Below are 17,818 nucleotides of genomic sequence, written 5' to 3' on the forward strand. Positions count from 1 at the left end.
CAGGAGTATTGCGCATGATCTCTCGCCGCGAGTTCATTCAGGTTGCCGCTGCAACGGCGGCACTCTCGGCCGGCGCAGGTTCCGGCCTCAGCCGGGCGGTTGCCCAGCAGCGCCTGACCGAAAAGGACCTGCTGGTCTTCGAGCCGCTCGGCAACGTTACGCTGGTGCACGTGACCGATATCCACGGCCAGCTGATGCCGCTCTATTTCCGCGAGCCCTCGACCAATCTCGGGGTGGGCGAGGCCAAGGGCGTTCCGCCGCACGTCAGCGGCAAGGAGTTTCTCTCCCGTTTTGGCATCGCGCCCGGCTCGTCGGCGGCATATGCCCTGACCTCGGAGGATTTCGAGGCACTCGCCAGGAGCTATGGTCGGATCGGCGGCCTCGATCGCGCCGCGACCGTGATCAAGGCGATCCGCGCCGAGCGCGGCGACAAGGTCGCGCTGCTCGACGGCGGCGACACCTGGCAGGGCTCGTGGTCGTCGCTGAAGACGCGCGGCCAGGACATGATCGACTGCATGGCGCTGCTCAAGCCTGACGCCATGACCGGGCATTGGGAGTTCACCTACGGCACCGAGCGAGTCAGGCAGGCCATCGAAGGCCTCGGCTTTCCGTTCCTCGGCCTCAATATCCGCGACACCGAATGGAACGAGGCGGCTTTCGACGCCTCGACCACGATCGAGCGTGGCGGCGTCAAGATCGCGGTGCTCGGCCAGGCGTTCCCCTATACGCCGGTCGCCAATCCGCGCTGGATGATTCCGAACTGGTCGTTCGGCGTGCGCGAGGAGGACGTTCAGGCGCAGGTCGACAAGGCGCGCAGGGGCGGCGCGCAACTCGTCGTGCTGCTCTCCCACAATGGCTTTGACGTCGATCGTAAGCTTGCGAGCCGCGTCAAGGGCATCGACGTTATCCTGACCGGGCATACCCATGACGCGCTGCCCGAAGCCGTCAAGGTCGGCAAGACCCTGCTGATCGCGTCAGGCTCGTCCGGCAAGTTCGTATCGCGGCTCGATCTCGACGTTCGCGACGGCGAAGTCAAGGCTTACAGCTACAGGCTCATTCCGCTGTTCTCCGATGTGATCGCGGCGGACGCCGAGATGGCCGCGAAGATCGCCGAGGTTCGCAAGCCCTTCGCGGCGGATCTGGCCAAAGTGCTCGGCAGGACCGACTCGCTGCTCTACCGGCGCGGCAATTTCAATGGCACCTTCGACGATCTGATCTGCCAGGCGCTGATGCAGGAGCGCGACGCCGAGATCGCGCTGTCGCCCGGCTTCCGTTGGGGCACCAGCGTGCTGCCGGGGCAGGACATCACCTTCGAGGACGTCACCAACGCAACCGCGATCACCTATCCCGCGGTCTATCGCATGGGCATGACGGGCGCACGGTTGAAGGAGATCATCGAGGACGTCGCCGACAATCTCTTCAACGTCGATCCCTATTATCAGCAAGGCGGCGACATGGTGCGGATCGGCGGACTGTCTTACGCGATCGACGTCACCAAGCCGCAAGGCGGCCGCATCTCGGACATGCAGGTTCTCAAGACCGGCGCGCCGATCGATCCCGCCAGGGAATACCAGGTTGCCGGCTGGGCCAGCGTCAACGAAGGAACTGAAGGGCCGCCGATCTGGGACGTCGTCGCGAACTATTTGACGCGACAGAAAACCGTTCGGCTCGAGCCCAACAGGGCCGTCAAAGTTACCGGAGCGTAAGAAGCGATGTCGAAGTTGGACACTCCCCGGCAATCCCGACGCAGTTTCCTGGCCGCTGGCGCCGGTGTTGCAGCGTCTGTGCTCGCCAAGCCTGCCGCGGCCGGCGCCAGCAATCCCGCCAACCAGCCGCCCAACGTCCCTGAATGGACCAAGTCGCTCGGCGAGGGCGTCGCCGTCCGCCCGTACGGCAAGCCGTCGAAATTCGAGAAGGACGTCGTGCGGCGCGATGTCGAATGGCTGACCGCCTCGCGCGAGTCCTCGGTGAGCTTCACGCCGCTGCACGAGCTCGAAGGCATCATAACCCCGAACGGACTCTGCTTCGAGCGGCATCACGGCGGCATCGCCGAGGTCGATCCGGCCGATCATCGCCTGATGATCCACGGGCTGGTCGAGCGTCCGCTCATTCTCACGCTGGACGAGCTGAAGCGCTATCCGCGCGTCAACCGCATCCACTTCATGGAATGCGCGGCGAATTCGGGCATGGAATGGCGCGGCGCCCAGCTCAATGGCTGCCAGTTCACCCACGGCATGATCCACTGCGTGCAGTACACCGGCGTCTCGCTGCGCACCTTGCTGGAAGAAGCCGGCGTCAAGACGAGCGGCAAGTGGCTGCTGGTCGAGGGTGCCGATGCGGCCGCGATGGATCGCAGCCTGCCGATCGAGAAGGCGCTCGACGACTGCATCATCGCCTACAAGATGAACGGCGAGGCGCTGTATCCCGAGCAGGGCTATCCGATGCGGCTCGTGGTGCCGGGCTGGCAGGGTAATCTCTGGGTCAAGTGGCTGCGCCGCATCAAGGTCGGTGACCAGCCCTGGCACACCCGCGAGGAGACGTCGAAATACACGGACCTGATGCGGAACGGCAAGGCGCGCCGCTTCACCTGGTCGATGGACGCCAAGTCGGTGATCACGTCTCCGAGCCCGCAGGCGCCGATCAGGCACGGCAAGGGCTTTACCATCGTCTCAGGTCTGGCCTGGAGCGGCAACGGCAAGGTCAAGCGCGTGGACGTCTCGCTCGACGGCGGCCGCAACTGGTGGCCGGCGCGGCTCGACGGGCCCGTTCTCGACAAGGCGCTGACCCGCTTCTACTACGAGTTCGACTGGAACGGCGAGCCGCTGCTGCTGCAATCGCGGGTGCAGGACGAAACCGGATACGTGCAACCGAGCAAGGCCGAACTGCGCAAGATTCGCGGCGTCAACTCCATCTATCACAACAATGGCATCCAGACCTGGCATGTGCAGGCCAATGGTGAGGTCGAGAATGTCGAAGTCGCTTAAGCTCATTGCAGCCGCGCTGACGACGGCCTGCGCGCTGAACGCGCCGGCGCTCGCGCAGCAGAAGGCGGACGCCAAGAGCGGTTCGCGCTATCACATCGGCCGCGCGCCAACGGCGGACGAGATCCGCGGCTGGGACATCGACGTTCGCCCCGACGGCCAGGGCCTGCCGGAAGGCAAGGGCACGGTCGCGCAGGGCGAAAAACTGTTCATGGACAATTGCGCGACCTGCCACGGCGAGTTCGGCGAGGGCAACGGCCGCTGGCCGGTTCTGGCCGGCGGCAAGGGTTCGTTGACCTCAGACAATCCGGTCAAGACCGTGGGCTCGTACTGGCCCTACGCGTCAACCGTGTTCGACTACATCAGGCACGCCATGCCTTATGGCAACACGGGGTCCTTGTCCGTCGATGAATATTATGCGCTGGTCGCCTACGTCCTCTATCTCAATGACGTCGTTACCGATCAGAACTTCGAGCTGAACAAAAAGAACCTTGCCGCGATCAAGATGCCGAACGAGCAGGGCTTCGTGATGGACGACCGCGCCACCAGTGAGAAGTCGTTCTGGCAGAAGGACCCCTGCATGAAGGATTGCATCGCGCCGGTGAAGATCACCGGGCGAGCTGCCGCCATCGACGTGACGCCCGAGGACGGCAAGGAGAAGAAGTCGCGGGGCGTGGAGTGAGAACAGGCCGGGCGAGCCGTCGCACGCTTCTGCATGCCGGACTCGCTGTTGGCTTGCTCATCGCGATCCGTCCGGCCGCGGCCCATGCGGCCGAACCTCATGGGCTCGCGCTGCAGATCAGTGACGACGACCCGCTCAAGATGCGCGCCGTCCTCGATGTTGCGGCCAACGTCTCGCGGCATTATTCCGGGCAGGGCGAGGACGTCGAAATCGCAGTGGTCGCCTTCAACGGCGGTCTCGACATGCTGCTCGAGGACCGCTCGCCGGTAAAGGAGCGCCTGGTGAACTTCCTGAAATCGATGCCCAATGTGAGCTTCATCGCCTGCGGCAACACCCTGGAGACGCTGGCGGCGAAGGAGGACAAGCGACCGCCGCTGATCGAGGGCGTCAGCGTCACACAGGTCGGGGTTGCCGCGCTGATCGAACTTGCGGAGAAGAACTGGACGATTGTCCGGCCCTGAGGAGAAAGCCGCCGATGCGATGGTTGATGGAACTGACGGTCTTGCTCGCGCTCGCGGCGCCTGCGAACGCTGCCGAGCAGGAGCTCGAACAGTCGGTCGCCGGCCGTACGACGTTCGCGACCTTGCGCACACCCGCTGCGATGACACCGGATACGCCGCTCGTCGTGATGACCCACGGCACGCTCGCACACAAGGACATGGAGGTCATTCAGGGCGTTGCCAAGGCACTGGAGCAGCGCGGCATCGCTTCGCTCGCCCATACGCTGTCGCTGGGGCTCGACCGCCGCAAGGGCATGTATGACTGCGCCGTGCGGCATGACTACGTCGTTGCGGATGCAGTTGCGGAGATCGGCGCCTGGGTCGCGCGGGCGGGGGGTATGTCCCGGCTCGTCTTCGCGTTCGGCCATTCGCGCGGCGGCAACCAGGTCGCGCGGTATCTCGCAAGTGAAACCCCGCTGGCGGGTGCGGTGCTGCTGGCGCCGGTGACCGCAAAAGCCGAGGCCGACTTGCGCGCGTCCTACGTGAAGACATATGGCAAGCCGCTCGAGCCATTTCTGGAGCTTGCGACCAAGGCGGTCGCGGCGGGCCACGGCGGGGAGTGGATGGACGTGCCCGGCTTCATCTATTGTCGCAATGCCGTGGTCACCGCGCGGGCCCTTGCGTCATTCTACGGACCCAATGCCGGCCAGGACACGGCCGCGCTGGTGGCGCGCATCAAGCTTCCGGTGCTGGTGCTCGCCGCGACCAAGGATAATGTCGTGCCCGACGTGGCAGACGCATTCGCTCCGCTTGCGGGTTCGAGCGGGGGCAGGGTCCAGCTCGACAAGATCGAGGATGCCGATCATTTCTTCCGCGACCTGTTCGCGGAAGACGTCGCCGACCGCATCGCCGAATTCATCGAGCAGACACGATAGGAGGGGGACCATGCAGCGTCGATCCATGCTTCGCGCGAGCCTTGCCGGACTATTTGGTGCCTTCGCGGTGCACCAGGCATCCGCGGCGACGGAAGCGTCCGCGCGACAGCGCGTCGTCTATCATCTCGCCGACGCCGATCGTGTCGTCTTCGTTCTCGGCAATCTGCAGAACCATGTCGACGGCGTCGGCGGATCCGGGAAGGCCGACATCAGGCTGGTGGTGCACGGGCCGGCGCTGCGAGCCTTCCACGCGCTCGCGGCTCAGGACCACACGATTGCGATGATGACAAAGCTCGTCGACGCCGGCGTCGGTTTCGACGCTTGTGCCAACACGATGAAGGCGCAGGGCGTCAAGCTGGACGACCTCACGCCCGGCTTCGTGGTGGCCGAGAAGGGCGGCGTGGTGCGGCTCGCTGAGCTGCAGCAGCAGGGATATGCCTATCTACGGCCATGAGGCCGCTTCGCTCGGGCATCCTGAGGCATTGGCGCTTTGATCTGGCTCATGGGACGCGACGCCGAGATCGCTAGAATCGCATGCTCGCAGGAATAGCTGAGGCGGACGTGCTGACGCCGATCATCGATCTCTTGGGTGAAGACCGGCTGTCATGGCTCGGCGGGCTCCTGGTCGGAGGTCTGTTCGGGTTCTTCGCCCAGCGCAGCCGCTTCTGCCTGCGTGCCGCGGCGGTCGAATTCTCCCGTGGCGAGGGTGGACCGCGCCTTGCGATCTGGCTCCTGACCTTTGCCGCGGCGCTGGTGGGCACGCAAGGCCCGGTCGCGCTCGGCTGGCTCGATGTATCCGAGGCGCGCCAGCTCGCTCAACAGGGCAGCATCTCTGGCGATCTCGTGGGCGGCCTGATGTTCGGTTGCGGGATGATTTTGGCGCGGGGCTGTGCCAGCCGGCTCTTGGTGCTTTCGGCCAACGGCAATCTCCGCGCATTATTGTCAGGGCTGGTGTTTGCGGTGACCGCGCGGGCCTCCTATCGCGGCCTGGTATCGCCTGCTCGCGAACGCAATCTGTGGCTGGTCGATGGCGGCCCGTCGCGCGACATCATGGCCATGTTCGGTGCTGGCACGCCGAGAAACTTGCCTTCTGCACCCCTATGGGACTTACCAGAAGGACGCGGTGCCCTGCTGAGACATCTGCGGCATCTCAGCGGTGAGCTGTCAGAACGTCTCGGTAATCTTGCTCAAGCGAGGTGGACGATCCGGGTCAAATCCGCAGGCCCGCGCAGTCTGCTCGATCATCCGATAAGCCGGAATCAGCATGGTGATCGGGTCGGTGGCGGGATCATCCGCGGCCAACCAGGGCAGCGAGCCACGCGGTCCGCCGCATAAATGAAGCGCGATTTTTTGCCCGCGCAATTCTTCTGCCAGCGCGTCCACCATGGCCGCCGTTTCATCCATGAGGCGCATCATGATAACTGGCGTGCGCGACGATAACGCAGCGCGCGGCCCATGCTGCAGCTCGGCGGCGCTCAGACCAATGGAAGGCAGGCGCAGGATTTCCGACAATTTGAGAGCGATCTCCCGCGCCGAGCCGAGGCCCAGGCCCCGCGCCGCCACAAACACCGCTGACGCTTTGGTGAGGTCGTCAGCAATTCCGGACCAGTCGAGCGGTAGCGCGCAGTGCAGGCGCTCCGGCAGCCTGTCGAGGGCTGACCGCAGCGCATGATCTCCCGCCAGCTCGGCAACAAGTCCGGCGGCGGCGGCCATCGAGCCGATCACGGTCTTGGTCGCCGCTACGGAGTGCTCCTGGCCGGCTTCGATCGGAACAACGAATTCCGCTTCGTCAGCCACCGGCGACGACGTCGCATTGACGATGGCGATGGTGCGGGCGCCCGCGGCGCGCGCCGACCTGGTCGCCGCGACAAGATCCGGGCTGCGCCCGGATTGCGAGATCACGATGAACAGCGCATGGCGCAGCATCAACGGCGTGCGAAAAGCCGTGATCACCGAAGGAGCGCTGGCTGAAACGGGAAGGCGGAGCCGCGTCTCGACAAGGTATCTCAAGTAAACCCCGGCATGCCCCGAGCTGCCCCGGCCGCACACGACGCACAGGGGCGCACAGCCAATCCCAATTCGCCGCGCGATGTCGCGCGTGGCCGGGCGATTACCAAGGCTTTTGGCAACAACATCCGCGCTTTCCCCTATTTCGCTCGCCATCGCGGATGTCGTCACGGCTCGCGCGCTCCGCCTTGCTTCCGCGCCGCTTCCTTGGGATGCCGGTCAGGATGCGAGTCACGATCCCCGGCGAGCTCGGCAAACACGCGCCGAAGATTGCCGTCACAGTTTTTCAGGATAGTCTCGGCATCGACCCTGTCGACACCCAACGCCAGCAGGCCTGCCGTCTTGATGTCTCCCTCGGCCTGCTCAAGCCAGTGTGCTGCGTGCGACGGATCACAGCGCGCGATTTGCGCCACCATGGCCTCGGCACGCCGCTTCAGCTTGGCATTGGTCGGCTGCATGTTCACCATCATGCCGCGGTACACCCGGCCAAGGCGCAGCATGATTCCTGAGGAGATCAGGTTCAGCACGACCTTTTGCGCGGTGCCCGCCTTCATCCGCGTGGAGCCGGCGATCAGTTCGCGGCCGGTCTCGATCAGCACCGGAAACTTTGCCGACGCCAGCAGTATGGTGCCGGGATTGTTGGCAACGCCGATCGTCACTGTACCAAAAGAGCCTGCCTGCTGCAGCGCCGCGACCGTGAATGGCGTTGTCCCGCTGGCGGCAACGGCAATCACAACGTCGTGCGGCGTGAGCCGCGCGGCATTGATCTGTGTGACCGCGTCATCGATATCATCCTCAGCACCTTCGATGCTGGTGACGAACGCGCTGTCTCCGCCGGCGACGATGAAGTGAACGCGCTGGCTGGGCCAGGCGAAGGTCGGCATCAACTCGGCGCCGTCCTGGACCGCCACGCGGGCTGAGGTGCCGGCGCCGACATACAAAATGCGTCCATGATCACCCAGCGCCGCTTTGGCCGCCTCGGTCGCCGCAGTAATCGCGGGAAGGGCATGGCCGATCGCCGCGACTGCCGCAAGCTGGCCCTCCCACATCGCTTCCATCGCCGACGCGAGCTGCCATGCATCGAGATCGGCAAAGCGGGGGTCGACTTCTTCGGTGGCCATATTGTTGATCCATGCTCCATTAAACGCGGAACTTTGAAGCCTGCTCATGGTCAGCCTCTCTCTTGGGCAGGTCTTTGCTGGCCAACTCAAGCCGTCCTCGCGCCACCAGTAATGCGCCGGCCGCCGCGTCCGCGTCGGGATACCGCAGGCGGGCGCGCAGGTCAGGCGTCAGCCAGGGCGTAATGGCATCCGCGAGCCCGCCTACCAGCGAGAGCCGGTCAATCCCTCTCGCCAGGAAAAGATCAAGCAGATCGCCAATGGCATCGGCCGCGCGTTCGACAATGCGACGGCCGACCGGATCGCCCTGGTTGGCGTGCCGTATCACGATCGGCGCGAAGGCAGCGTAGTCTGTGGCCCTGGCTTCTTCCGACCAGGCCACCGCCTGATAAGGATCATGATCGAATGCGCCCAGCACCTCTGAAAGCAATGGGGTCAGCTCGCCGCGGCGATCCGCGGCCCGCAGCGCCAATCGAACAACCTGCAGGCCGATGTCGGCTCCACTGCCTTCGTCCGACACGGGAAAGCCATAACCCGCGACACGGATTTCGCGGCCGTCGATCAGACCGACACCCACGGAGCCTGTGCCGGCTACCACGATGGCGCCATCCGCGCCGCTATGGGCGCCGAGACAGGCCGCCAAACCGTCGCTGATGAAGATGACGGACGCAAAGGGATGCGCGATCTTCTTGAACTCTGCTTCCGCGCCCCGGCGGCCAAAACCAGCGAGACCAATTCCGGCGTGCATCCGCGCGAAATCCTCGCGCATCAGTCCGGCCTCTGCGGCAGCCGCTTCCGTGGCCTGCATGATGGAGCGCCAAGCCTTCTCGGAGCCAATCCGCGTGGTGGCGGGCCCCGAGATCGCTGCACCGAGCACCTTTCCATTTTCGTCCTCGATCCGGGCACGGCAGCCGGTTCCGCCACCGTCAACGCCGAGATACGTGGTACCTTTTGTTCCCATGCAAAGTTAACGCGAAGGTTTCGCTTCGGGTCCCGCCGGAGCTAGTTGGTGTACATGTCCTGCACGGGCTCCCCTCACGAGTCCGTGACTGCCATTGGTGGATGAATAGTGATGGGCCTCGCCGGTTCTCCCTCTCTCACGATTGCCGCGCAGCACATCTTCGATGGTGCCGACATGCGCGGCCCGGGGTCGGTCAGGATCTCGCAGGGGCGGATTGAGAGCGTCACCTTGGGCGAGGCTGAGACGCCCGCCTCAATCCAGCTTCCCGCAGACGCGATCCTTGCACCTGGATTCATCGACATCCAGGTGAACGGAGGCGGGGGCGTCCTTCTCAACGACCAGCCAACGGAAGCTGGCATTCGACGCATCGTTGAAGCGCACCGCGAGAAGGGGACCACCAGCTGCTTGCCGACTCTCATCACCGATCGTATCGAGGTCATCGAGCGATTGGCTGCTGTCGCCAAGGCTTGTCTAGAGATTCCGGGCGTTCTCGGCTTTCATCTGGAAGGACCCGCTCTCAACAGGTCTCGCAAGGGCATTCATCCGGAAGCCGAGATACGCGTGCCCGATCGGCGCGATCTCGCTGCGATCAAGAGTTTCGGTGGGCTTGGGCGCTCCGTTCTGACCTTGGCCCCAGAATGTGTGCCCGAGTCCATGATCGATGAATTGATCGGCGCTGGATTGCGTATCGCGGCCGGCCACAGCGACGCCACCGCAGCCGAAATCGGGCAGGCGGTCGATCGCGGTGTCTTGGGGGTCACCCATCTGTTCAATGCCATGTCGCAGTTGAACGCCCGGGAGCCGGGCCTGGTGGGCGCCGCGCTTTGGGAAGACCGGCTGTTTGCAGGCATCATCTGCGACGGCATCCACGTTGACCCCACTAGTTTGCGTGTTGCCTTCCGTTGCAAGGGACGCGATCGATTGATGCTGGTCAGCGACGCCATGCCATTGGCGGGCACCGACGACCGGCAATTCATGCTGCACGGAAGGCCGATCACGTTGCACGAAAACCGCCTGACGGGCCCCGATGGCACGCTCGCTGGCGCTCACCTCACCATGATCGAGGCGGTGCGCAACGCTGTTGCGCTGCTCGAAATCTCCCTTATCGATGCTCTCATCATGGCCTCTCGGACGCCCGCGGCATTTCTCGGGCTTGAGTCCGAGCTTGGACGCATAGCGCCGGGATATCTCGCGGAGTTGGTCGCCTTCAATCGGAACTTTGAAATCGTCGGCACGTGGGTAGGCGGTGTCGGTTCGATGGGCAGACAACTTCACGCTGAGGATTGAAGGAGAGGACGCAAGTCGGCCGCCCGGTTCATAGCGGATCACCGACTCGCAACCGCGACACTGAAGCGGGCGATGTCGGCATCTCTTCCGCTGGTGCTTGGGAGAGCCTCCAAGAGACCTGTCAGGCAACAGTGGCGGCCGTTCTCTCTCAGAACTCCGCAACGAAATCGCAATGAATTGGGTGAAACAACCGTGAACAAAACGGCATGGAAACGCCTGCCACAGCGAGAAAGATCAATTACTTAGAAGAGGTGCACTGCGTTCGGGACGCAGGGCATCCCTCAGTCAGATCGCAACTTGGACCGAATGTCGGTATCGGTGGTTGCGCCTCCCCGCAACCACTTTCATTATAACTCACTCACCGTCCCGGTCTAACCACCGGGACGGACTCAGATTTCTCTCAGGAACGTCTGATCGGTGCCTTTTACCCAAACGGACGTGACGACCCCGCGCGTTCTTGTTTTGGCTGCGCCGGCTAAGCCACAGCTTTCGAAATGGCATCCAGCAAGACATGCTGAGCGAACGGCTTGCGCAAATAGGCGATGCACCCGGCGTCCATCGCCTCACTGCGCGTGGCCTCGTCGTCGTTCGCGGTCATGAAGATGACGGGCCACTTCGATCCCGATGCCGTAAGCCGACGCTGCAGCTCAATTCCCGAAATTCCCCCGAGGTGAATGTCAAGCAGCAAGCAAGTTGCCGTCTGCACGCAGTCGCTCTCAAGCAACGCCTTCGGCCGAGGCGAACGTACGGCTCTCGATGCCGTGGTGCGTTAACAGCCGCGCCACGCTCTTCAGAAGGCCCGGATCGTCATCGATCACGATCACGAATGTCTGCTGCGCCATCATATCCGTGTCCAGCCCTTAGGCCGTAGATGGCCCCCAAAAGGGGTCGGCCAAACGTTGATCTGGATCAATGGAATCGAGTCCGCAATGAACCTAAGACGAACGGATCGTGGCCTGTAGAGGCACTAGCGTAGGACTAGGCGCGAACGCAGGTGTGGCTTACGCATGTACACTTCCGCTGATCGCACTAAAAAGCGCAAGAAATGTCGCGAGGATCAACTCGCCAACCAGCAGGGAGATTGTCCCGGACAGCCAGCCCCATCGCACCAGTTTGAATTTCGAGAGCAGGGGCCCACAGCGCGAACGACATAGAGGCACAAAATAATGATCATGGCTGGCCCTCATCATTTGGTTGTGCTAGCGTTCCATTCGCGAGGAGGTTTCAAGAAATATCTAATATCGCCTCATAGCAACGTTTTTCACCGCGCCTAATTTCGATTCCACATACGCCGTCAGGCGTTTGATCCAGCTACGTTGCGCGTTCTCTTGCAAATGCGCGCCCAAGCTCGTGCATATGCGCTCCCTCGTGCGACCAAGCGCGAGTGCTTCAAGTCGTTCCGACGGTTTTTGACGGGGAATGATGTCATGCGTATCACAATATTGAATCAGATCTTCGGAATGCTGGCCGTGACCGCAACGCTGTGCGGGGGCGAAACAGCGCTTGCTCAAAACGCGGCTGCTCCGCCTTCCATGAAAACGATCGGCACGCCATCTGCTTCGGCCAAACCTGAAATTGTGCCCTCGCTGTTCGTGCTCAACTCCCGCGGCGCGACGTTGCAGGGCGACACTCTCACCTTGACCGGCGTAACACCCAGTTCGATCATATTCGCCGACCGTCCGGTAAGATCCGCAGGCCACCAGCCCACCGCTGATGTGATCGCAGAATGGGGATCGGGCGACGACAGCTTCGCCAAGAACCCGCCGAACGCAACCTTGTCCGTGTTCGGCAAGGACGGTTCGGTGAAGGACGCCGTCGTTGTGCTGAAAAACCCGAAGCTCGAAGGTGACAAGCTGACGTTCAACGTTCAGACCCTCGAGGGAGACATCACCGGCGCGGATGGTGGGGCAGCACTCTTTATTGATATCATCGGCCGGCCGTTCACGCCGATGTCGTTTGCCGGCGTCGCTCGCCGTTCGGCGTTTCGCGGCGCCATGTATGCCGGCGCCGCCGGTGCCGCCGCTTATGGAGCGGCTGCCTACCCTGCACCTTATGGCTACGCCCGTCCGGCCTGCGGCTATTATCCTTATCCACCCTGTTACTAAAACGAATGAATACACGGAGAGGCGCGCGCTTCCCCGCATTCAATCGACCGATTCACTTTCGATCCGCGACTGAAGGATCCTGAGCGGAAGCTGGAAACTTCCACTGGTGGTCAAGGTGAACTGAGACGGAGGCGTCATGACAATCGCCGATGCGATCTCGTCGTCGAGCCGCGAACAGCTGCTGGAGCGTTCGACCGATTTGGGCATGCTCTACGTCCCAGGCGGCACGTTCCGCATGGGTTCGGATCGACACTATCCGGAGGAGATGCCTGTCCATCGCGTGACGGTAGACGGATTCTGGATGGACCGTACGCCGGTGACCAATCGGCAATTCCGGCAGTTCGTCGAAGCGACGGGCTATGTCACTTTTGCCGAAACAGCACCGGACCCCAAGGACTATCCGGGCGCGCTGCCGCATATGCTCAAAGCGGGCTCCCTCGCATTTGCGCCGCCCAAGCGGCGCGTTGATCTGCGGAATTGGGGCGAGTGGTGGACGTTCAAATTTGGCGCCAATTGGCGGCGGCCTTACGGACCCGGCAGCTCGATCCGCGAACTGGACGAGCATCCGGTCGTGCATGTGGCTTTCAAGGACGCCGAGGCTTATGCCAAGTGGGCAGGCAAGGAGCTACCCACCGAGGCCGAGTGGGAATTCGCGGCGCGCGGCGGTCTCGACGGCGCGGAGTACGCCTGGGGCGACGAACTCATGCCCGGCGGACGCCAGATGTCCAACACCTGGCAGGGTGAGTTTCCGCACGAGAATCTGGCGACCGACGGCTATGAGCGCACGTCACCGGTGACGGCGTTTCCGCCGAACGGCTATGGCCTCCACGACCTGATCGGCAATGTCTGGGAGTGGACGAGCGATTGGTACGTGGCGAAGCATAAGGCCGATGCGCTGAAAGCCTGCTGCATCCCGGAGAACCCGCGCGGCGGGCGCGAAGATCAGAGCTACGATCGCTGCACGCCCAATATCAAGATCCCGCGCAAGGTGCTCAAGGGCGGGTCGCATCTCTGCGCGCCCAACTATTGCCGTCGCTACCGGCCGGCGGCACGCCATCCCGAGCCGGTCGACACATCGGCAAGTCACGTTGGATTCCGCTGCATCAAACGAGAGGGCAAATCCCATGATCGATGAACAAAACAGGCTCCGATTGAAACAGAGGTGGCTGTTGGCCACCGGTCTTGCGAGCCTGCTCATCACTTTGCCGAGCCTCCTCGCAGTGACGGCAGCGGCCCAGCAAATTACGAGTACGCCGGGCACACCCGGCGCCACGATGACACTCGACGGCAAGCAGCTTCCGCCCGAGCCTCCGAAATTCGGTGGCGTGATCAAGGAGGATGCCACGGATTCCAAGCCATACTGGCCACCGTCGGTCGTGCCGCCTAAAGGCGCGCCAAACGTGCTGTTGATCATGACAGACGACCAAGGTTATGGCGTGTCCGGCACGTTCGGCGGCGTCATTCCGACGCCGAGCATGGATCGCATTGCCAACGCGGGCCTGCGCTATACCCAGTTTCACTCGACGGCGCTTTGCTCGCCGACGCGGGCAGCGCTGATCACCGGCCGCAACCACCATTCGGTCGGATTTGGCGTGATCGGCGAGATGTCCACCGGCTATCCGGGCTATGATTCCGTCATCGGCCCCGAGAGCGCGACGATCGGAACGATTCTTCGCGACAACGGATATGCCACGTCGTGGTTTGGCAAGAACCACAACACCCCGAGCTACCTGTACAGTGCCGCGGGCCCCTTCGATCAATGGCCAGTCGGAATGGGGTTCCAGTACTTTTACGGATTCATGGGCGGCGAGACCGACCAGTGGACGCCTTATCTCTTCCGCAACACGACTCAGATTTCTCCATGGCTTGGCAAGCCCGGCTACAACCTAATCACCGACATGGCGGACGAGGCCATCGGCTACATGAACAGCCTGAACGCGGCCGCGCCCGACAAGCCGTTCTTCGTCTATTACGTGCCTGGCGGCACCCATTCGCCACATCAGCCAAAGAAGGAATGGATCGACAAATTCAAGGGTAAGTTCGACATGGGTTGGGAGAAGTTGCGCGATCAAATCTTCGCCAACCAGAAGCGGCTTGGAGTCATCCCGGCGAACACCCAGCTCACGGCCTGGCCGGATACCCTGCCGAAATGGGACTCGCTCTCATTGATACAAAAGAAGCTGTATGCGCGCGAAGCCGAAGTGTTTGCCGGCTACGCGGCCTATACCGACAACGAAATCGGCCGCGTCATCCAGGCGGTCGAGGACATGGGCAAGCTCGACAACACGCTGATCATCTATATCAGCGGCGACAACGGTACTAGCGCCGAGGGTACGCTTGAGGGCACCCCGAACCAGATGACGGCCTACAACGGCGTTCTGAAACTCCCTGAGGCCGAGCTGATGCTACATTATGAGAATTGGGGCTCCGACAAGACGTACCCGCATATGTCGGTGGCGTGGTCATGGGCATTCGATACGCCCTTCATGTGGACCAAGCAGGTGGCCTCGCATTTCGGCGGCACCCGGCAAGGCATGGCCATCTCGTGGCCCGACCACATCAAGGACGTCGGCGGTCTCCGCAGCCAATTCCATCACATCATCGACATCGTACCGACCATCCTAGAGGCCGCGGGCATCCCGGCGCCGACGACGGTGAATGGCATAACGCAAAAGCCCATCGAGGGCATCAGCATGGCCTATACGTTTGACCGGGCCAACGCCAACGCACCGTCAAAGCGCGATACGCAGTATTTCGAGATGTTTGCAAATCGCGGCATCTACCACGATGGCTGGTATGCATGCACGACGCCGCCTGCGCCGCCATGGCTTCTGGGAACGGCAAAGCTGCCTGACATCAACAATTACAAATGGGAGCTTTACAATATCGCCGAGGACTTCTCGCAATCCAACGACCTCGCAGCCAAGAATCCCGACAAGCTGAAGGAGCTGCAAGCAGTGTTCATAAGTGAGGCTGCAAAATACCAGGTCTTGCCGTTGGACAATTCGGTCCTGCCGCGACTCGTCACGCCGCGTCCGAGTGCGACCGCCGGGCGAACTGAATTTACCTACAAGGGCGTGAATCCCGGCATCCCCGCCGAGAACGCACCCAGCATCATGAACAAGGACTACAAGATCACCGGCGATATAACGGTCTCAAACGGTGGCGCTGAAGGAATGATCGTGACCCTCGGCGGCCGATTCAGCGGCTATGGCCTCTATCTGCTGAAGGGCAAGCCGGTCTTTGTCTACAACATGCTGGATTTGAAACGCTACCGCTGGGAAGCCGGCGTGGGCGCGCGGGACTGGTTGGGCTCGGCGCTGAAACCGGGCAAGCACACCATCGTGTTCGATTTCAAATATGACGGGCCGGGCTTTGGCAAGGGTGGCACCGGGGTACTCTCGGTGGACGGCAAGGAGGTTTCCCGCCAGTCGATCCCGCACTCGATTGCGTTCCTGATGGCGATCGACGAGTCCTTCGACGTCGGCCTCGACAGCCGCACCGGAGTGGATGACAGCTACAAGCTCCCGTTCCAGTTCACCGGGAAGATCGACAAGCTGACGTTCAAGCTTGGACCAACGCAGCTGTCTGGTGATGATCAAAAGCTTATGCGTCATGCACTCGAAAAAGCGAGGGACTGAGCGAGACAAGCTCACACAATGCTTGCCCTACATCTTGGACAGAATAGACTGAGCAGCGAGCACGTGCGCGAAATATAACCACACAGCTTTTACATGGAGTGCTGGCGGTGGATTCTTCATTCGGCGCGTTGGATGCGTTCGCGTTTGTCGTGTTTGCTGTTCTGATCCTTGTTGGCGTCATCATTGTCGTCAATCTGGGCAAACTTCCAGGTCAGCTCGCACACAAATGGAATCATCCGCAGGCCGGCGCGATCAATGCCATGAGCTGGATCGGGATCGCGACCGGCGGGTTGCTGTGGCCGGTGGCGTTCATATGGGCGTTCACGACGCCCTTTGGCACCAAATCCCCGGTCGGGGACGGGAGACAGCCGGGTCGCGCGGCTGAATCCGAGGTCGCAGCAGCGCCTTTAGCGGTACTGCGCAAAGCTCCGGACAAGGAGACGCGCCCGTGATCGCATTTCTGATCATTGTCTACGTTGCCGTCGTTCTCGTGCTGTTCAAGGTGCTGCGCATCAAGCCCACGGCTTATATAATCGCAGGCATGATCGTGGCTGGCGTATTCATGATCGGCGGCGTCGTGGTGGTCTGGACGCAGTCGGCGCCGATTACGGACAAGATGGTCACCAGCCAATACGTGGTGCAACTCGTCCCTTACGTCAAAGGGCAGGTCAAGACGATCTACGCGCAGGCAAATCAACCGTTGAAAAAAGGTGATCTGCTGCTGGAGGTCGATCCGGCTCCCTACCAGTACACGGTCAACCAGGTCGAGGCGCAATTAACGGCAGCGAAGGCAAACGTAAAACAGGCCGAGGCTGCGCTCACGACCGCAAACGCAGCGATACCGAATGCGCAGGCCACTCTCGCGAAGGCGAAGGCTGCGGACGAACTGGCCAAGACCCAGGAACAGATTGCGCTCAACATTCAGCGCGCGGACAAAGCTGCCATTAGTCAGCTTAACGTAGCCAAGGCGACGCAAGAACGTCAGGAGGCGGACGCCGCCGCTCAACAGGCCGAAGCGGGCCTCGCGCAAGCGCAGGCTTCGGCTCAACAGGCTGCCGCCGCGTTGGTGACGGCCCAGAGCAATGTTCCTGCTGTCGAAGCTCAACTGGACGACGCGCGCTTTAACCTCTCGCAGTGCAAGATGATGGCACCTGGCGATGGCTACGTCACGAATTGGCAGGTGCAGGTCGGAACCATGCTGGTGCCGCTTCCGCTTGCCCCTGCTGGAACATTCGTCAACGTGTCAGATACCGCGGTCGCCGCGGTGTTTCCGCAGAACTGGCTTTCGAATGTCGAACCGGGCGATGAGGTGGAGATGGTGCTCAATCCCTACCCGGGCCGTCTGTTCCTTGGAAAAGTGGACTACGTGATTCCGGCCACTGGAGGCGGTCAGTTCACAACCAGCGGCACAATCCCGAACGCGGCCCGGATCGGATCTGACGGGCTTTATGCGGTGCGGATCAATTTCAGCGACGATGCCGTCGCCCACAAGCTGTCCCTCGGGTCAGGCGGATCGGCGGTAATCTACACGCAGAAGGGCAAGGCCACGCATGTCATTTCGAAGGTCGCGATCCGGATGAAGAAGTGGCTGTTGTACGTCGTGCCCACTGTGGAAAAGCCGCCATCGTAACGTGCAGTGCGACAATGAAGGGATACAGTCA

General features: G+C 62.3%; 17 protein-coding genes and 1 pseudogene. 13 read left to right on the forward strand and 5 right to left on the reverse strand.

What is annotated here, in order from left to right; translation table 11 throughout:
- Window positions 1-14 precede the first annotated feature (14 nt).
- From soxB to AC0L3K_RS10095, 7 genes and pseudogenes are all read left to right on the forward strand, one after another.
- Window positions 15-1,706, forward strand: coding sequence for a thiosulfohydrolase SoxB (gene soxB / locus AC0L3K_RS10065; protein WP_473365870.1), 1,692 nt, complete (start codon window positions 15-17; stop codon window positions 1,704-1,706).
- Between the two features lie 6 nt (window positions 1,707-1,712).
- Window positions 1,713-2,984, forward strand: coding sequence for a sulfite dehydrogenase (gene soxC / locus AC0L3K_RS10070; protein ID WP_473365871.1), 1,272 nt, complete (start codon window positions 1,713-1,715; stop codon window positions 2,982-2,984).
- The gene (locus AC0L3K_RS10075) at window positions 2,968-3,663 is read left to right on the forward strand and encodes a c-type cytochrome (protein ID WP_007601692.1); all 696 of its coding nucleotides are present in this window, start codon (window positions 2,968-2,970) and stop codon (window positions 3,661-3,663) included. Before soxC ends, AC0L3K_RS10075 begins: the two co-directional genes overlap by 17 nt.
- Window positions 3,664-3,716: 53 nt before the next feature.
- Window positions 3,717-4,124: a DsrE family protein gene (locus AC0L3K_RS10080; protein ID WP_473365872.1), complete on the forward strand. Its 408-nt coding sequence runs from the start codon at window positions 3,717-3,719 to the stop codon at window positions 4,122-4,124.
- A gap of 14 nt (window positions 4,125-4,138) precedes the next feature.
- Window positions 4,139-5,038: an alpha/beta hydrolase gene (locus tag AC0L3K_RS10085; RefSeq protein WP_473365873.1), complete on the forward strand. Its 900-nt coding sequence runs from the start codon at window positions 4,139-4,141 to the stop codon at window positions 5,036-5,038.
- A gap of 10 nt (window positions 5,039-5,048) precedes the next feature.
- Window positions 5,049-5,492, forward strand: coding sequence for a DsrE family protein (locus tag AC0L3K_RS10090; RefSeq protein WP_473365874.1), 444 nt, complete (start codon window positions 5,049-5,051; stop codon window positions 5,490-5,492).
- Between the two features lie 107 nt (window positions 5,493-5,599).
- A pseudogene (locus tag AC0L3K_RS10095) lies at window positions 5,600-6,142 on the forward strand (YeeE/YedE thiosulfate transporter family protein); the annotation flags it as partial.
- Between the two features lie 60 nt (window positions 6,143-6,202).
- On the opposite strand, the gene AC0L3K_RS10100 reads toward AC0L3K_RS10095, so the two are convergent.
- Genes AC0L3K_RS10100 through AC0L3K_RS10110 form a run of 3 tightly spaced genes read right to left on the reverse strand, consistent with a single transcriptional unit; the run spans window position 6,203 to window position 9,124 of the window.
- The gene (locus tag AC0L3K_RS10100; protein ID WP_473365875.1) at window positions 6,203-7,216 is read right to left on the reverse strand and encodes an SIS domain-containing protein; all 1,014 of its coding nucleotides are present in this window, start codon (window positions 7,214-7,216) and stop codon (window positions 6,203-6,205) included.
- Complete coding sequence (locus AC0L3K_RS10105; RefSeq protein ID WP_473365876.1) at window positions 7,213-8,166, reverse strand: N-acetylmuramic acid 6-phosphate etherase; 954 nt, start codon at window positions 8,164-8,166, stop codon at window positions 7,213-7,215. The genes AC0L3K_RS10100 and AC0L3K_RS10105 overlap by 4 nt, the downstream gene beginning before the upstream one ends.
- 19 nt (window positions 8,167-8,185) lie before the next feature.
- The gene (locus tag AC0L3K_RS10110; protein WP_473365877.1) at window positions 8,186-9,124 is read right to left on the reverse strand and encodes a glucosamine kinase nucleotide-binding domain-containing protein; all 939 of its coding nucleotides are present in this window, start codon (window positions 9,122-9,124) and stop codon (window positions 8,186-8,188) included.
- Between the two features lie 111 nt (window positions 9,125-9,235).
- Here AC0L3K_RS10110 and nagA point away from each other — a divergent pair, with 111 nt between their 5' ends.
- A complete protein-coding gene (gene nagA, locus AC0L3K_RS10115) occupies window positions 9,236-10,411 on the forward strand; it encodes an N-acetylglucosamine-6-phosphate deacetylase (protein WP_473365878.1) in 1,176 nt (391 codons plus the stop codon).
- Between the two features lie 475 nt (window positions 10,412-10,886).
- On the opposite strand, the gene AC0L3K_RS10120 is transcribed toward nagA, so the two are convergent.
- Both AC0L3K_RS10120 and AC0L3K_RS10125 read right to left on the reverse strand, forming a co-directional pair.
- Complete coding sequence (locus AC0L3K_RS10120) at window positions 10,887-11,099, reverse strand: response regulator (RefSeq protein WP_473365879.1); 213 nt, start codon at window positions 11,097-11,099, stop codon at window positions 10,887-10,889.
- Between the two features lie 28 nt (window positions 11,100-11,127).
- The gene (locus AC0L3K_RS10125; protein ID WP_473365880.1) at window positions 11,128-11,256 is read right to left on the reverse strand and encodes a hypothetical protein; all 129 of its coding nucleotides are present in this window, start codon (window positions 11,254-11,256) and stop codon (window positions 11,128-11,130) included.
- Window positions 11,257-11,838: 582 nt separating this feature from the next.
- Here AC0L3K_RS10125 and AC0L3K_RS10130 point away from each other — a divergent pair.
- The 5 genes from AC0L3K_RS10130 to AC0L3K_RS10150 all read left to right on the forward strand — a co-directional run bounded on the left by AC0L3K_RS10130 (window position 11,839) and on the right by AC0L3K_RS10150 (window position 17,787).
- Window positions 11,839-12,516: a hypothetical protein gene (locus tag AC0L3K_RS10130; protein ID WP_473365881.1), complete on the forward strand. Its 678-nt coding sequence runs from the start codon at window positions 11,839-11,841 to the stop codon at window positions 12,514-12,516.
- 136 nt (window positions 12,517-12,652) lie between these two features.
- Window positions 12,653-13,651 carry a formylglycine-generating enzyme family protein gene (locus tag AC0L3K_RS10135; RefSeq protein WP_473365882.1) on the forward strand — a complete coding sequence of 333 codons (999 nt, stop codon included), beginning with the start codon at window positions 12,653-12,655 and terminating at the stop codon, window positions 13,649-13,651.
- Window positions 13,641-16,157: an arylsulfatase gene (locus AC0L3K_RS10140; RefSeq protein ID WP_473365883.1), complete on the forward strand. Its 2,517-nt coding sequence runs from the start codon at window positions 13,641-13,643 to the stop codon at window positions 16,155-16,157. The genes AC0L3K_RS10135 and AC0L3K_RS10140 overlap by 11 nt, the downstream gene beginning before the upstream one ends.
- A 107-nt stretch (window positions 16,158-16,264) precedes the next feature.
- Entirely contained in the window at window positions 16,265-16,609 is a 345-nt protein-coding gene (locus tag AC0L3K_RS10145; RefSeq protein ID WP_473255277.1) for a DUF3302 domain-containing protein, read from the forward strand.
- A complete protein-coding gene (locus tag AC0L3K_RS10150) occupies window positions 16,606-17,787 on the forward strand; it encodes an HlyD family secretion protein (RefSeq protein WP_473255276.1) in 1,182 nt (393 codons plus the stop codon). The genes AC0L3K_RS10145 and AC0L3K_RS10150 overlap by 4 nt, the downstream gene beginning before the upstream one ends.
- Window positions 17,788-17,818: the final 31 nt, after the last annotated feature.

This window comes from Bradyrhizobium sp. MI1.10, assembly GCF_055811035.1.

Excerpts from the sequence above, each read along its gene's own strand:
- soxC (WP_473365871.1), top strand. The coding sequence starts at position 1,713 with ATGTCGAAGTTGGACACTCCCCGGCAATCCCGACGCAGTTTCCTGGCC.
- AC0L3K_RS10075 (WP_007601692.1), top strand. The coding sequence starts at position 2,968 with ATGTCGAAGTCGCTTAAGCTCATTGCAGCCGCGCTGACGACGGCCTGC.
- AC0L3K_RS10110 (WP_473365877.1), bottom strand. The coding sequence starts at position 9,124 with ATGGGAACAAAAGGTACCACGTATCTCGGCGTTGACGGTGGCGGAACC.
- nagA (WP_473365878.1), top strand. The coding sequence starts at position 9,236 with ATGGGCCTCGCCGGTTCTCCCTCTCTCACGATTGCCGCGCAGCACATC.
- AC0L3K_RS10125 (WP_473365880.1), bottom strand. The coding sequence starts at position 11,256 with ATGATGGCGCAGCAGACATTCGTGATCGTGATCGATGACGATCCGGGC.
- AC0L3K_RS10140 (WP_473365883.1), top strand. The coding sequence starts at position 13,641 with ATGATCGATGAACAAAACAGGCTCCGATTGAAACAGAGGTGGCTGTTG.
- AC0L3K_RS10090 (WP_473365874.1), top strand. The coding sequence starts at position 5,049 with ATGCAGCGTCGATCCATGCTTCGCGCGAGCCTTGCCGGACTATTTGGT.
- AC0L3K_RS10105 (WP_473365876.1), bottom strand. The coding sequence starts at position 8,166 with ATGGCCACCGAAGAAGTCGACCCCCGCTTTGCCGATCTCGATGCATGG.
- AC0L3K_RS10135 (WP_473365882.1), top strand. The coding sequence starts at position 12,653 with ATGACAATCGCCGATGCGATCTCGTCGTCGAGCCGCGAACAGCTGCTG.
- soxB (WP_473365870.1), top strand. The coding sequence starts at position 15 with ATGATCTCTCGCCGCGAGTTCATTCAGGTTGCCGCTGCAACGGCGGCA.
- AC0L3K_RS10130 (WP_473365881.1), top strand. The coding sequence starts at position 11,839 with ATGCGTATCACAATATTGAATCAGATCTTCGGAATGCTGGCCGTGACC.
- AC0L3K_RS10085 (WP_473365873.1), top strand. The coding sequence starts at position 4,139 with ATGCGATGGTTGATGGAACTGACGGTCTTGCTCGCGCTCGCGGCGCCT.